Below are 13979 nucleotides of genomic sequence, written 5' to 3' on the forward strand. Positions count from 1 at the left end.
CGTTGGAATCTCAGGCGGGGTGGTCAGGTCAGTCAGGATGTTCGGATCGGGCGGGGTGGTCAGATTGTCAGGCTGGCAAACGGGCCGGGACCGAAGCGGTCGGACAGTTGCGCGACCTCCAGCCGGAGCGCGGGGCCGTCGGCCGCGCGCATCTGGGCGCTGTAGCGCCACTCCGGCATGGTGGTCTCCGCCTCCCGCATGACGCCCGAAGCGCCGATGACCCGGAGGAGATAGGCCTCCCGCGTCTCGCCAAGCGGGATGTCGCGGCTCTCCCAGTCGTCGCCGTCCAGCCGGCTGCGGCGGATCCAACGGAAGGCCAGATCGCCCCCCTCCGGTCGCATCCGCAGGTGCACGGGCCGGTAGGGGCGCAGACCCACCCCCCGGAAGGCCGCCGTGAGATGGACAAAGGCCGGGTCGTCATAAGCCAGTCCCGCAGGGCCGATCCGGTAATGCCGCTCCATCCCGCGACGGGCGGGGTCGAGCGCGATCTGCCCCACACGGTGGTCGAGCAGCACGAACCGGCTTCCTGCAGGCCAGACATGGCCCTCCCGCTCCGTCCCGGCCTGCCCGCGCAGCAGATGGGTCAGCTCGTAGGTGTCGGGCGCGGTCAGCGTCGCGGTGGCGAACTGGATCACCTCCCATCCATCGGGCGAGCCATCCCCCACCGCAGCCGCATTCGCGCCGCTCAGGACGGAGAGCCGCTCCGCCGATGACAGCGCCCCCGACATGCGGACGCGGAGCCGCCCCCTGTCCCACAACCCCGGATGGCGCGCGCCGAGCGGCTCCAGCGTCTCGCCAATCACAGCCGCGCGCTCCACATTGCCGTTCAGCCGGTAGCCGCTGTCCGTTGGCGCATCCAGCACCGCGATGTCGCCCGGCCAGGGGCTGGCGGTGACGGCAAGATGTGGCGCGTGCGGAACCTCCGCGCCGGAGAGCAGCGGCAGGTCCAGAAACAGCGCGGCCACGGGTGCGGGCGGTACAAAGGGGCGCGGCTTCGCGGGCGGTTCCTCCACCGGCGGTGCGGAATAGAGCGCAGGCTCAACCCGCACGGCCTCCACCTCCGCGCCATGTCCCTCCGCCAGCCGGTCGATGCGGTAAAGACCCCGCGCGCCGCCTGCCTCCAGCCGCACCACCTCCCCCGCGCCGATCCCGGCGGAGGGCGGCAGGACAAAGCGCGCGGTATCCCGCGCCACCCGCGTCTCCGCCAGCCAGCGTTCGGCAATCGCCACCGCCTCTCCCGCCGTGAGGGCGAGCGGGAGTTCGGTTTCCGAGACGGCATCGCCTTCCTCGCCGGGATGGGTGACCTCCACGCTCCGCGCCTCGTAATCGGCCTCGGCGTCGATATGGCCGATGCGGAGGCGGGGCGGGATTTCGGTTGCGCCCGCGCGCTCCTGCTGCACATCGCCGCCGTCCTGCGCAATGATCGCGTCGGCATCGATCACCCGCACCGCCTCCGCGCCCCGGCGGCTGAAGACAAGACGCCCGTCCCGCTCCGCCGCATCCACGCCATAGGCCAGCATCAGCGCCTGCAACGCCCCCCGAGCGGTCTGCTCCGTCAGGGAAAGACCGCGCACCAGCCCGTGCAGACGCGCGACATCCACATCGCCCACCCCCGCCCGCGCACAAATCTCCGCCACCACGGCGCCAAGCGGCTGCGCCGCCGTCCGCCCGGTGATCCAGTGGCCGCGGGCGTGGTTTTCACCATCGCTCCAGACATCGGTGGCCTGCGGAAAGGCGGGCCAAGGCCGCGCATCCCACGCCCAGACATGCGCCCGCGCCATATCCACCATTGGCCCGCCATAATGCGGCGAGACGGGGTTGGCCGCGGGATCGCTCCAATACCGGGCCAGCGCACGCAGATACTGCATCTGGATCAGGTCGTCCCGCGCCCCGGTCGAGAAATGCGGCAGCGCGGATTCGGAGGACTTCGGATCAAGGAACTTGTTGGGCTCGTTCGTGCCCTTGTCCACGGCGGCGCAGCCGATCTCGGTGAACCATATGGGCTTCGACATCGGCACCCACGGGCTCGCCGCCGCCTGCCGGGCACCGCCCACCCGGTCGTGATGCGGATTGCTCCACCAGTTTAGGATGTCCTTGTAGCGCCAGATCCACGGTTCCCCCTCACCATCGGTGATCGGGATGCGCCGTTGGGCCGCGCGATCCTCCGGCGTCGCGTAATACCAGTCGTAGCCCTCGCCGCCCGCGACATTCGCGGTCAGGTAGTCAAGATCATGGATGGTTCCCGCTGCCGCATCCGCATGGCCGCTGCCGTCGCGCCAGTCGGAGAGGGGCATGTAGTTGTCGATCCCGATGAAGTCGATCGCCGGGTGGGCCCAGAGCGGGTCGAGGTGGAACCAGCGGTTGCCCTCCGGGTCGGTCGTGCCGAAATACTCGCTCCAATCCGCAGCATAGCCGATCTTCGCGTCCGGCAGGATCGCGCGGACATCCGCGGCCAGACGGCAAAGCTCCGCCACGGCGGGAAAGCCCCCCGCGTCGCGGATGGCCGTCAGCGCCACCATCTCGGAGCCGATGCAGAACGCATCCACCCCTCCCGCCAGCGCGCAGAGATGCGCGTAATGCAGGATGAACCGTCGATAGGACCACTCCGGCGGACCGGTATAGACGATGGTCGTGCCGGTCGCAGTGAAATCCTCCACCCGCGCGGAGCCGAAGAACCGCGCAACCTCCGCCTTGGCAGCAATGGTGCCGAAGGGAGAGCCGACCTCGCCCGGCGCGCGCGACAGCGTGATCCGCCCCCGCCACGGCAGGGCGGGTTGCTCGCTGCCGCCCCATGGGTCGGGTCGGGCATTGCCCCGAAGCTGCTCCATGAGGATGAAGGGGTAGAACACCGCCCGCTTCCCCGCCTGGGCGAGCGCGGTCAGCGCCTCGATCACCGAGCCGTCGGAAGGCGTGCCGCCATAGACGGGGCGGCCCTCTCGCGTCGCGACCACCTCCGCGTTGCGGCGGGCAAGGCCGCTCACCCGCCAGGGCTGCGCCGCCTCCGCCGTGACCTGCTCCACCTTCGGGCTGATCGTGCAGTCGCCGCAGCGCAGGTCCGTCCCGAACCAGGAGACGACCAGCGACACGGAGCCGACCTTCGGCAGCTCCCGCCCCATCTGGTCGAGAGAGGCCCTGAAATCCGTAACGCCTGCGGGTGAGTTCACGTTCGCGACCCGGTTCCGCCCCAGCCTGTCGGAAAAGACGGCGGGCGTGGTGGCCAGCGCATATTCCCCGGTGCCGGGGATGAGCGCCACGGCCCGCGTGACCGCGCCGATGCCGCCCTCCGCCTCCGGTACGCCCTGCGCGGGGCGCATCACCTCGAAGCTGAATTGCGGCACCCGGTTACCGAACCGGTCGAGCGCCAGATCCTCGATCACCACATAGGCGGTGCCGCGATAGGCGGGCGCGTTCTCCGCCCCCTCCTCCGCCACGATGCGCGCGTCGGGAAGCTGCGCGTCATCGCCGCGGTAAAGGCGGAGCGTGACGCTGTTCCGCGCGATCTCCACCCCATCGGCCCAGATCCGGCCGATGTCGGTGATGACCCCTTCGCAGAGCGCGATGGCAAGGCTCACGGTATAGGAATACTGCCGCACCTCCGGCCCGGCGCCGCCCTTGCCGCCCCGCGCCGAACTGGCGTGTTCGGTGAAGGGAGAGGCCCAGATCACCTGCCCGCCGATCCGCATCCGGCCGAAGACCAGCGGCAGGGGCGCGCCCTCGCTCGCCCCGGTGACCCGGAACCGCTCTATGCGGCCGTGCTCCACCGTCTCTGACCCCGCGCCCAGCAGCCGCTGGTCGATGACGCGTCCCACCGTCGCGCCCAGCGCCCGCCCGGCGACCGCCCCGGTCAGCCCCATGACCGTGCCACCCATCGCGCCGCCCAGCGATGCGCCGACCGCGCCCAGCATTATGGTTGCCATCAGATCGTTCCCTTCGGATAGCCGAACCGCGCCACGATGCGCCGCGCCCAGGGCTCGGAGAGCGGGCTTTCGACGACGGCATGGCCGCTGTAGGCATGGATGAATGTGGGTGCCGCGCCGGTTTCGGCGGCGATGCCCAGATGTTTGGCGATGCCGCCCGTGCGCAGGCGGAAAAGCAGCACGTCGCCCGGTTCCGGCAGGCCCGGTTCCTGCAGGCCCGTGGCAAGTAGGCCGCTGCCAAGCGGGCTGGCATCAAGTGGGTTGGCGGCAAGCGGAATAAGGTGGCGGGTGGCGGCGGACCAGAGCACCTCATGCCGCCCCGTCTCCCCCCAGTCGGGGGTATAGGCGGGGGGCGCTTCAGGCTCCGGCCCGCACAGATCGCGCCAGACCCCCCGGATCAGGCCGAGGCAATCCGCGCCCGCCCCACGACAGGAGGCCTGATGGCGATAGGGCGTGCCCAGCCACAGCCGCGCGGCGGCGACGACATCCCCCCTCATCGCCCCATCCTCCGGGCGGGCGAAGCGACGAGCCAGTCCTCCCCCGGTACATGCGGAAAGCCTCGGAAATTCAGCGTATTGCCAAATTTGCCGCCGCAGGTGTGAAGCCGCTTGTCACAGCCCGCCGTGAGCCGCACCCTGTCACCGGGTTGAAGCGGCGCGCGCAGCTCCTGCCAGAGCTCCACCTGTCCGCCCGCCTGAATCTTCACCAGCCCGACCAGCCCCGAGGCCGCGCCCGAAAGGACGGTGAGGCTTCCGCGTTCGAACCAGCGGGCGGGATGGCCGCCCAGCGCATCGCCAAGCTGGACGACGCGCGCGCCCGTCACCGAGAGAACAACCCCCTCGCAGCCATAGCGCGGATCGCCAAGGTCGATGCCACAGGCCGCATCCCCCAGCCGCGCGGTGCAGCCTCGCTGGATCGCGCGCCCGCCCCGCTGGTTGAGCCGGTCGGCAAGCCCGCGCAACTCCGCCTCGAACGCACCGGCGCCGCGCCGGATCTCTCCGATCTCCCCCCGGAAACGCAAGGCGCGCTGGCCCACATCGGCCCAGTTGACCAGCCATGACCGGACCTCCGCCCCGTCATAGCGGCCTGCGGCAATGTCCTCCTCCGTGATCCCTTGCGCGGTGAGTGCGCCGGAGGCGGCGGTGTTGTCCACGGCCAGCCCCGTCACCTGCTCAAGCTGCGCGGCGGTCATACCGGTCGCGGCGCGGAACAGGATCCCGTCGAAGCTCAGGTCTGTATCGTGGTCGGTGAATCCCATGCGGACCCCGTCCCGCCGTTCCACCGCCCAGCAGCGGCAGACGGTGGTCGCCCCGGTCTCCAGATGGGCCTGAAGCGTGCTGCTGCTCATGTCATCTCCCCTCTCCCTCCGCCAGTGTGCGGCGGGCCCCCCGCACCGGGGCGCCCCTCGCACCAAGGCATCTTGCCCACGGGCCTTCTGCTGGTTCGGGCCACGCCGTTGTGTGGTTGGCCCTCCACATCGGACCGCTCTCCGTATCGGACCGCTCTCCGCATCGAGGTCCATTGCCCAAGGGCCTGCTGCCAGCCGGGTCCCGCGCCAGTGCGTGACTGGCCCTCCCGCACCGGGTCTCCCCTCGCGCCACGCCCCGTTGCCCGATGGCCTGCTGCCAGTCCGGCCCGATGCAGAGTGTCGTTCACCCTCTGAATCGGGTCTTCCCTCGCATCGGCGTCTGCCGCGCCATGAGCCGTTGCCGAGAGGTCTGCCGCCGGCCACCGTATGGGCGATGCCGTGCGGAGGCCCGCCGGCCGCTGCGGGCGCGTGAAACGGTCTCCCGCGTCTCACAGCCGCAGCTCCACAACTGGCACATCGGGCACCTCGCCTGCCTGAAAGGTCGCGACGGAAGTGCGGATCTGATCGGTGTCGAAGCGCACCGGCACGTCGAACTCATAACCTGCGGTGATACTCACCCCCCGTGCCGGCGGCGCGGCGAAGGTCACGACGCCGCTTTCCCGGTCCACCTCCCAGGCAGTGACCTCTCCGCCCTCCAACGCGACGCGGAGGCTGCCCGCGACGGGCTTCGTGATCGGGCGGAGATAGGCCGACCCGGCGGAGGCATAGCGCTTCGTCAGGCGGAACGACCGTTCCACCCCGTCGCCCAGGCCGATCTGCTGGTCCGTGGCGCTGATCGCGGCGCTGGGCGGGCAGGATTTGTAATCGGCCCAGTCCTTCCAGCGGAAGCCATGCAGCCGCCCCATCCGCGCCTCGAAGAAGGCGACGAGCACCGCCACATCGTCAAGCGACCGCAGGCCGCCGCCTGCGTCATACCGCCTCCGGGAATGAGCCCAGGGGGTGTTGCGTTCCTCGAACCCGTTGGCGAGCGTGACGATCTCCGTCCGCCGCTCCGGTCCGCCGGTGGAGCCGTAGCTCAGCCGCGCGGGGTAGAGCACTTCGTGAAAGGCCATGATCCCTCCTTACCGGTTGCGTTGCCCGCGAGAGAGGGCGCGCCCCATCTCCGCGGCGATCTGGCTCCGGCTGCGGCGGAAGCCGTCCACATCGGGCGTGGTGACATTGACGGTGACGTTGACCGCCTGCCCGCCGCCCGCACGCACGCCGAGACTGCCGTCCGCGCCGCGGGCGAGCGGCAGGATCGCCTCCGGCCCCGCCTCTCCCATCAGGCCGGTGGCGCCGCCCCGCATCGGGAAGGTCGTCGGTGCGGAAACCACACCTCCCCGGGCAAAGGGCATGACCCTGCCGCCCGCGAATCCGCCGCCCGTGGCAAAGGGCAGGAAGGCTGCCAGCGCGGCCTCCATTCCCCCGGAAAGCATGTCCCCCGCCGCACGCTGCACCGGCTGCATGGCCATGTTGTAGACCGTGCCCACCATGGAGCGCCCCAGCCCCTCCAGCGCATCCGACAGCTTCTCGCCGTTCAGCGCGATGCCGTCGAAGGCGCGGCGCACGCCCCGGCCCATGCCGTCCGACAGCCGCGCGCTTTCACGGGCGGTCCCGGCGAGGCTTGTCCGCATCCCCTGCAACTCGCCGTCAAAGGCCGCGGCCATCGTTCGGGCACCGCCGAGGCTTACCTCCAGCGCCGCGATCTCATCGGCCAGTGCATCAATCGCCGTCATCCTGTCCCTCCATCCGTTCATCCGTAGGGTCGTTTCCCATGCGGTCATCAGGCGCGGTCATGGGGCTCTGGTCGTGGGGCACGGGGTCATCGGGCACGGGGTCATCGGGAAAGGCGTGCATCAGCGCCTCCAGACCCGTCCGGCCCAATGTCGACTGTGCGCCGCCGCGCCCGGTGAGGAGCGCCAGTTCCCAGGGAGTAAGCGTCCAGACCTGTGCTGGCAGCAGCCCCGCGCGCAATCCGGCGCGAAGCAATCCTGCCCAGTCAAAGCCCCCCTCACGCATCGGGAGCAAAGGCCGCGACCAGCAGCCGTGCCGCAACCTTCGCCGCCCCCGCGGGACCGCCGGCGATCTCCGCACCGCGCAGATCCGCGGCCGTGCCCTGCCAGCCGCCGCCGCGCAGCCCCGCCACGATCAGCGCGAGCACGTCGCGCGTGGTGAAGCGCCCCTCCTCGAACCGGCGGACAAGGGCGGGAAGGCTCTCCTCCGGCAGCGCGGCCTCCATCTCCGCCAGTACGCCCAGCGTCAGTTTCAGCACATGCCGCCGCCCGTCGATGACCAGCGCGACCTCTCCCGCCCATGCATTCGCCATCAGAGCGCCGTGAAGCCGATCTGGCCCGCCGAGGCGAGCGATAGCTCATAGGTCGCCTCGCCGTTGTGGCTGCCGGAATATTCCAGCGCGGTGATCTGGAACGCCCCCTCCACCACGCCGAAACTGGGGATCACCACCTGGATGCGGGGGATCTCGCCCGAGAAGAACAGCGCGCGGGCGCGTTCGTCCGCTGCCGTGTCCCGGAACACCCCGGAGCCGGAGACGCTCGCCGAGCGCACCCCCGCCCCCGCCAGCAGCTCCCGCCAGCCGCCCGAGCTTTCGAGGCTGGTGACATCCACCGTCTCCGCGTTGAAGGCGATGCGGGTCGCCCGAAGCCCCGCAAGGGTCTGATACGCCCCCGCCACGTTGATCTTGATGAGCAGATCCCTGCCGTTCTGTGCCGCCATCGGTCATCTCCCTTGTCCTGCGCCGCCAGAGGGCGCGTCTCGTCACTCCGCCGGTCCGTCCGGCGGCGCGAACTGTTTCAGGCTGTGCGAAAGGTCCGTCCGGGGGCGCGATCAGCGCGGAACCTGCGGGCGGATGCGGGAAGCGGGCCGCTCCACGGCGCAGGGCGTCCGCGTGCTGTTGAGGGACCACGCGCCATCGGGGTCAGACCTCCCGCCGGCCCCGACACCCGGCTCCGACACCCGGCTCCGGCACTCGGCCACGGCCACGCCCCCCCCCGACCCTGGGCCTGCGCCTCGGGTGCGGGTGTCCTCCACGAGCGTGCGGAACATCAGATTTCCACCCGCGCACCGCATCGTTGTGGGTGCTAATGCGGGAAGCGCCGGCTGCCGGATGGCCCGCCATCGGGCTCGGACCTTCCGCCCCGCGCCGACCGCGCCCACTTCAACCCTGCCCAACACTTCGACCCCGCCAGGCATTTCGACCCCGCCTGTGCTTCGACCGGCAGACGATCCGCCGTTGAAAGCAGTCCTTCCGCCCCGCGCTCCGACCGCGCCCGCCAATCCAACCCCGCATTCCCCCCCCCCCGCCGGTGCCTCAACCGGTGTCCTCCACCAGCGCGCGGAAGGTCAGGTCCACCCGCCGCCCCGCGCCATTGTCGATCCGGCGGGCACGGGCGCGGAGGAACCACAGCCCGACGACCTGCCCGCGTGCGAGGGTGAGCGGCGTCGCCAGCAGCGCGTCCGACACGCGCGCGGCGACCTCCTTCGTGCGGCCCAGACCGGCCCGCGCCGTCACTACGCTCAGCGTCACGTCATGCTCGGCGCCCCGGTGGGTCTGGTCGGACCGGTCGCGCACCTCCTCCGGACCGAGGGCCACGTAGGTCTCCGGCAGCGGGCCGGGGGGCAGGGCATCGTGCACGGCCCCGCCGATCAGCGCCGAGAGGGCCGCATCGCCCGCCAGCCGCTCCCAGATCGCCGCCTGCAACGCGCCTGCGGTTCCATAGCTCATGACGGCACCTCCTCATGGCAGTGACAGGTGAGGTAGAGCCCCGCCCGATCCGCCTCGGCTACGGCAAGGATGCGGAGCGCGCGGCTTCCCGCCCGGAAGCGCTGCCCCGCAAGCGGGCGGCGCGGATCGCCGGGAGGCGCGGCGCGGACGGTGACGCGATAGGGCACGGTGGCGATGGTCAGAAACTCCGCGCCCGCCTCGCGGCCCGCGCCGGGTTTCACCTCCGCCCAGACGCGGCCCAGCCTGTGCCAGCGGCTCGCGTATCCGCCTGCGCCATCGGCTGCGCGCTCCTCCCCCTCAAGATCCAGACAACGGGTAAGCCGCCTCATCACGCACCCCCCAGCAGACGGACGGTGCGCCAGGGCTGGAGCAGCGCCTCCACCCCGAAGGGCATCGGGCGGCCGGTCTCCCGTTCCTCCCGCAGTTCGTGATACTGGGCGGCGAGCAGCAGCACTGCCTGCGCCAGATCGCCGGGCACCTGCGCCCAGCCGCCGAAACCGGCCTCGAACACCACCTCCACGCCGCCGCCCTGCGGCACCGCGGGCAAGGCCGCCCCGGTTGCCGCGAGGCGCGGACGCTGGAGATCGCGGATCAGCCGCCAGCGGCTCTCCGCCACCGCGCTCTCCCGCCCCGTCCGGTCCGTCATCGTGACGGAGATCACCCGGCTCACGGGGGCGAGCGGCAACGGCTCCGCCGCCGCGTCGCGCCAACAGGAGAGCGTGAGCGCGAATTCCCGCGTCAGCAGCGCCTTGCCCGTCCGCCGCTCCACGGCCGCCATGGCACGGCGCAGATACCCTTCCGCCAGCGCATCGCTCCGCGCCTCCTCCTCGAAGCCGGTGCCAAGGCGCAGGTGGTCGATCAGCGCGCCTACCGGCAGGGCGGAGGCTGGCACCGCCGCGCGTTCCGTCAACATCATCGCTTGTCCCCCGATTTACGCATGTCCGTGTTCCTTCTCCGCACTGGTCCGCCGCCCTCCTCCGGCGTGCCGGACGCGCGCCTCCCGTCCGCCCGGGCGGAGGAGGAGACTGGACGACGGGATCCCCGGCGCGCGTCCGTTCGCCCGCGCCCGAAGGCGCGGGACTCACGGGCCGCCCAAAAGCCGCCCGCGATGGCTGTTTCCGTTACTGCGTCGCAAACTTCAGCAGCTTGATCGCGTCGAAGTCGCTCACGTCACCGCCGACGCGCTTGGAGGCGTAGAACAGCACATGCGGCTTGGCCGAGAACGGATCGCGCAGCACTCGCAGGTCGGGCCGTTCGGCAATGGTGTAGCCCGCGTGGAAATCCCCGAAGGCGATGGCCGTGGCGCCGGGACCGATGTCCGGCATGTCCTCCGCGATCAGCACCGGATAGCCCATGAGCCGCGCAGGCTCCGCCGCCGCCAGCCCGTCCGACCACAGGAAACGGCCGTCCGTGTCCTCCATCTTGCGCACGGCACCGGCGGTCTTGGAGTTCATCACGAAGGTCGCGTTCGCGCGGTAGCGGGCGGAAAGCGCATAGACGAGGTCCACGATCGCATCCGCCGGGTTCACGTCGGCGAAGTCGCCCGCGGCCCCGGTCGGCACATAGCCGATCCGGCCCCATTCCCAAGCATCGGCGGGAACGGTCGGATGGGCGAGGATTCCTTTCGGCTTCTGCTCCCCGTCACCGGAGATGAAGGCCTGCGCCTCCGCCCGCGCAAAGCGGTCGGCAATGCGTTCGGCCAGCCAGCCCTCGATATCGAAGGCGCTGTCGTCCAGCAGCCGCTGCGAGGCCTTGGGCATGGCGGACAATTCATGCAGGCGGATGGAGATGCGCTCGATCTGCGGGGTGTGGGCGTCCTCCATCACCTCCGTCTCCGCCATCCAGCCGGAGCCGATGTCGGACTGATCGACGAGCACGTCGAAAGAGCCCGCCTCGACATTCACCACCGTCGCGACCGCACGAAGGGAAGCGGTGCCGCCCAGCGTTGCGCGGATCCGGTCCGCGGTCTGACCGTCCACCAGGAAGCCGCCCTCGCCGTTGACCTGCGTGTTGAGGCCCTTGCCCTCCAGCACCAGCCCACGCAGGCCCGCATCGTCACCGGTGCGCAGATAGGCGTCGAATGCCTTCAGATGGGGGGCGCCTGCCTCCTCCGCGCCGGAAAGGGCGGGACGACGGGCGGTGAGAGATTTGCGATCCAGCATGTTCAGACGCTCTTCCTGTTGTTGCAAAGCCTTGGCGATGTCGCCCTGAAAGTCCTTGAATTCACTCATGAAGCCGGTGATGGCCATATCGAGTGGCCCCGGCGTGGTCTGTGTCATTCGTCCCTCCTGGTGATGGTCGTTCCGCTGCTGGCGAGCCGCATGCGGGCGGCGCGCATCTCTCCGGTCATGCGCGCGAGAAGCGACGCCATGTCCGTCTCCGCCGCCTTCTGGGCGACCCGCGCCTCCGGCAGCATCGGGAAGGTGACGAGCGACACCTCCCACAGATCGAGCGCGTGAAGCCGGCGCTCCCCCTCGGGCCCGCGATCGCTGCGGAGCGTGCGGTAGCCGATGGAGAGCCCGTCGATAGCCCCCGCCTCCAGCAGCGCCACCGCCTCGCGGCCCCGGCCGACCTCGGCCAGCAACCGGCCCTTGACGCGAAGACCGTGGGCGTCCTCGACGATCTCGTCCCAGATGCCGATGGGCTGGGCGGCGTCGTGCTGCCACAAGAGCTTCACCCGCCGCCCCGCCGCCGCCATCCGGGCGAGCGAGGCGGCATAGGCCCCCGGCATCACCACGTCCCCTCCCCGGTCGCGGACGCCGAAGACGGAGGCGTAGCCCTCGATCCTCGTGCCGTCCGTCACCGTCAGCGCGCCCGGCACCGCGAACTTGCGTTCGAGTTCCCCTTCCGCCTGCATTCCTGATCCCCTCATCGCATGGCGGCAGCGACCAGCGCCTCCGCCCCTTTCGCCAGCATGAAGGCCGCGATCCCGTAGACCCCGACCCACATGCGCTTCTCCAGCCGCTCCAGCGCCGTTTCGATCTGGCCCAGCCGGTATTCGAGCGCGCTCCACCGCTCCTCCGCGACGCGTTCGTTCGCCTCGATCCTGAGGGCGGCAGCGTCGAAACTGTCGTAGAGGAAGCGCGATCCGCCTTTCGGGCGCGTCACGGCCTCAATCCGCGAGACGCGGCAGGCCAAGGAGCGCGCGCTTTTCCACATCCGTCAGGAAAGCCGCCTCGCCCACGCGCTTCCATTGCTGGTCGCGTTCGTCGGCAAGGGCGGGCACCTGATCCAGATCGGGGCGCAGCTCCACCGCCTCGCCGGTGAAATCGGACAGCCAGAAGGAGACGGCGGCGGTCACCTTCGTCACCAGCGGCAGCACCGTCAGGCGGAAGAAGGCGCGGTTGGCCTCCTGATAATTCGCGTAGGTCGCGTCCCCCCGGATGCCGAGCAGCATGGGCGGCACGCCAAAGGCGGTGGCGATCTCCCGCGCGGCGGCTTCCTTGGTCTGGTGGAACTCCATGTCGGACGGGCTGAAGCCCATCGGCTTCCAGTCCAGCCCGCCCTCCAGCAGCATGGGCCGACCGGCATTGCGCGCGCCTTGATGGTGCAACTCCATCTCTGTGACCAGCCGGTCATACTGATCGGGCGTCAGCGCCGCCTGCCCGTCCGCGCCCTTGTAAACGATGGCGCCGGAGGGACGCGCGGCGTTGTCGAGCAGCGCCTTGGACCAGCGGGAGGCGCTCGAATGCACATCGAGCGCGGTCGCGGCGGCCTGCAGTGGCGAAAAGCCGTAATGGTCGTCCTGCGGGTGAAACGCGCGGATATGGCAGATGGGCTGCGTCTCGCCGGTCATATCGAAGCGCAGCTTGGCGCCGCCCGCGGTGTAGTCATAGGCGACGGGCCAGCCGTCCCGCCCCGGCACCAGCACCATGCGGTCGGAGCGGAGCACATGAAGCTCCGCCGGGATGCGCGCGGAACCGGAGACTGCCTCCACATAGCCGTCGCCGGTCAGCAGGATCTGACCGAACAGCGCCTCGAACAGCTCCGCCCGCCCCTGTCCACCGTTCGGCCTTCGGATGAGGTCGAGCACCGGATGGCGGTCGTAGCGCCGCTCCGCATCCTGGAGGACGAGCGGCAGCGCGGCGGCGGATTCCGCTATGAGCTTGACCGCGCGGAAGCAGACGGGATTGCCGAGGAACCCCGCGCGGGTCAGCGAGCCGGTATCCCGCGGCGTCCAGGCGACCTGCCCGCCCGCGATGCTGCCCATCGGGCTGCGCGCCATCACCCGGCCGGCAGCCGAGGCCTTCTGTTCCTGCGGGGCCTCTGCCCCGCGCCGCAGGAAATCGAACATCATGCCGGCCACTCCCTTCACGAACCGCGTCTCGTTGAAGGCAAGATGACCGGGAAGTTCTGCGATCCCGCTAACCGACCGCGCGTTGCGCCCGCCGCTGGACGCAACACCCGCGTCTCATGCGGAAGCGCCTGCGACAGCGCGTGCGAGGGGGTCAGCAAGGGAGCCTGTGACAACGCCCGTGACGCGGCCTGCGACGGGGTCGCAGGCGCGGGGGACGCCCCCCGCGACCCCCGGCGTCACCGGGGGAAGAGGAATGACGGGCGTCTCCTTGGCTTCTCCGTTTTGACCACGGGTGACGAACTAACCCCGAAAGACGAAGACCGCACCTACCGCGATCAGCGCAAAGCCAATCGCGCGGTTCCGTTCAGCGTTTCCTTCAGGTGGAGCACCGAAAAGCCGCTGGAGACGAGGAGAGTGATGACTTCCTGTAGCGCCTTGAGTTGAGCCGCGGAATAGACCTCACGCCCGATCCGGTGGGCCGGCACCGCAAACCAGTATTCGAAGAAGGCGATCCCCCAGGAGGACATGACCGCGATCCAGAGCGGCCGCGCGGGACTTTGGAGATGGCCATACCATGCGAAGGTCATGAAGGCGTTCGAGACGGTCAGAACAGGATCGACAGCACTTAGGGAAGAGTGGGCATCGGCAGCATCCCCCGCCTGTAGGAAAATCAAA

The 13979-nt window shown here is 70.3% G+C and carries 16 protein-coding genes and 1 pseudogene; all 17 read right to left on the reverse strand.

The features are described from left to right. Window positions 1-59 precede the first annotated feature (59 nt). Complete coding sequence (locus CG51_RS06100) at window positions 60-3917, reverse strand: baseplate multidomain protein megatron (protein ID WP_035743169.1); 3858 nt, start codon at window positions 3915-3917, stop codon at window positions 60-62. After that, window positions 3917-4414, reverse strand: coding sequence for a C40 family peptidase (locus CG51_RS06105; protein WP_035743170.1), 498 nt, complete (start codon window positions 4412-4414; stop codon window positions 3917-3919). The genes CG51_RS06100 and CG51_RS06105 overlap by 1 nt, the downstream gene beginning before the upstream one ends. Beyond that, entirely contained in the window at window positions 4411-5265 is an 855-nt protein-coding gene (locus tag CG51_RS06110; RefSeq protein WP_035743172.1) for a DUF2163 domain-containing protein, read from the reverse strand. The genes CG51_RS06105 and CG51_RS06110 overlap by 4 nt, the downstream gene beginning before the upstream one ends. Before the next feature lie 449 nt (window positions 5266-5714). After that, window positions 5715-6338 (reverse strand): DUF2460 domain-containing protein, encoded by a 624-nt coding sequence (locus CG51_RS06115; protein ID WP_035743174.1) that lies wholly within the window; start codon window positions 6336-6338, stop codon window positions 5715-5717. A gap of 9 nt (window positions 6339-6347) precedes the next feature. Further along, the gene (locus tag CG51_RS06120) at window positions 6348-7001 is read right to left on the reverse strand and encodes a phage tail tape measure protein (protein WP_035743175.1); all 654 of its coding nucleotides are present in this window, start codon (window positions 6999-7001) and stop codon (window positions 6348-6350) included. Next, window positions 6988-7284: a rcc01693 family protein gene (locus CG51_RS21025; protein WP_084695068.1), complete on the reverse strand. Its 297-nt coding sequence runs from the start codon at window positions 7282-7284 to the stop codon at window positions 6988-6990. The genes CG51_RS06120 and CG51_RS21025 overlap by 14 nt, the downstream gene beginning before the upstream one ends. Further along, window positions 7277-7591 carry a gene transfer agent family protein gene (locus tag CG51_RS06130; RefSeq protein ID WP_035743176.1) on the reverse strand — a complete coding sequence of 105 codons (315 nt, stop codon included), beginning with the start codon at window positions 7589-7591 and terminating at the stop codon, window positions 7277-7279. The genes CG51_RS21025 and CG51_RS06130 overlap by 8 nt, the downstream gene beginning before the upstream one ends. Further along, window positions 7591-7998, reverse strand: a complete 408-nt coding sequence (locus tag CG51_RS06135) for a phage major tail protein, TP901-1 family (protein WP_035743178.1) — start codon at window positions 7996-7998, stop codon at window positions 7591-7593. Before CG51_RS06135 ends, CG51_RS06130 begins: the two co-directional genes overlap by 1 nt. Before the next feature lie 111 nt (window positions 7999-8109). Further along, window positions 8110-8328 carry a hypothetical protein gene (locus CG51_RS06140; RefSeq protein WP_035743179.1) on the reverse strand — a complete coding sequence of 73 codons (219 nt, stop codon included), beginning with the start codon at window positions 8326-8328 and terminating at the stop codon, window positions 8110-8112. A gap of 265 nt (window positions 8329-8593) precedes the next feature. Beyond that, window positions 8594-9007 carry a DUF3168 domain-containing protein gene (locus CG51_RS06145; RefSeq protein WP_035743180.1) on the reverse strand — a complete coding sequence of 138 codons (414 nt, stop codon included), beginning with the start codon at window positions 9005-9007 and terminating at the stop codon, window positions 8594-8596. Then, on the reverse strand, window positions 9004-9336 hold the full coding sequence (locus CG51_RS06150) for a head-tail adaptor protein (protein ID WP_035743182.1): 333 nt from the start codon (window positions 9334-9336) through the stop codon (window positions 9004-9006). Before CG51_RS06150 ends, CG51_RS06145 begins: the two co-directional genes overlap by 4 nt. Then, complete coding sequence (locus tag CG51_RS06155; protein WP_345995629.1) at window positions 9336-9920, reverse strand: head-tail connector protein; 585 nt, start codon at window positions 9918-9920, stop codon at window positions 9336-9338. Before CG51_RS06155 ends, CG51_RS06150 begins: the two co-directional genes overlap by 1 nt. A gap of 208 nt (window positions 9921-10128) precedes the next feature. After that, window positions 10129-11286, reverse strand: a complete 1158-nt coding sequence (locus tag CG51_RS06160; RefSeq protein ID WP_035743185.1) for a phage major capsid protein — start codon at window positions 11284-11286, stop codon at window positions 10129-10131. Continuing rightward, window positions 11283-11864, reverse strand: a complete 582-nt coding sequence (locus tag CG51_RS06165; protein WP_051930121.1) for an HK97 family phage prohead protease — start codon at window positions 11862-11864, stop codon at window positions 11283-11285. The genes CG51_RS06160 and CG51_RS06165 overlap by 4 nt, the downstream gene beginning before the upstream one ends. Before the next feature lie 11 nt (window positions 11865-11875). After that, window positions 11876-12115: a GTA head formation protein, RCAP_rcc01685 family gene (locus tag CG51_RS06170; protein WP_035705421.1), complete on the reverse strand. Its 240-nt coding sequence runs from the start codon at window positions 12113-12115 to the stop codon at window positions 11876-11878. A 4-nt stretch (window positions 12116-12119) separates the two neighbouring features. After that, complete coding sequence (locus CG51_RS06175; RefSeq protein WP_035743186.1) at window positions 12120-13304, reverse strand: phage portal protein; 1185 nt, start codon at window positions 13302-13304, stop codon at window positions 12120-12122. A 300-nt stretch (window positions 13305-13604) separates the two neighbouring features. Further along, window positions 13605-13891, reverse strand: a pseudogene (locus CG51_RS06180) (DMT family protein). Between the last annotated feature and the right edge of the window lie 88 nt (window positions 13892-13979).

It is taken from the genome of Haematobacter missouriensis, assembly GCF_000740775.1.
GTDB classification, from domain to species: Bacteria; Pseudomonadota; Alphaproteobacteria; order Rhodobacterales; family Rhodobacteraceae; genus Haematobacter; species Haematobacter missouriensis.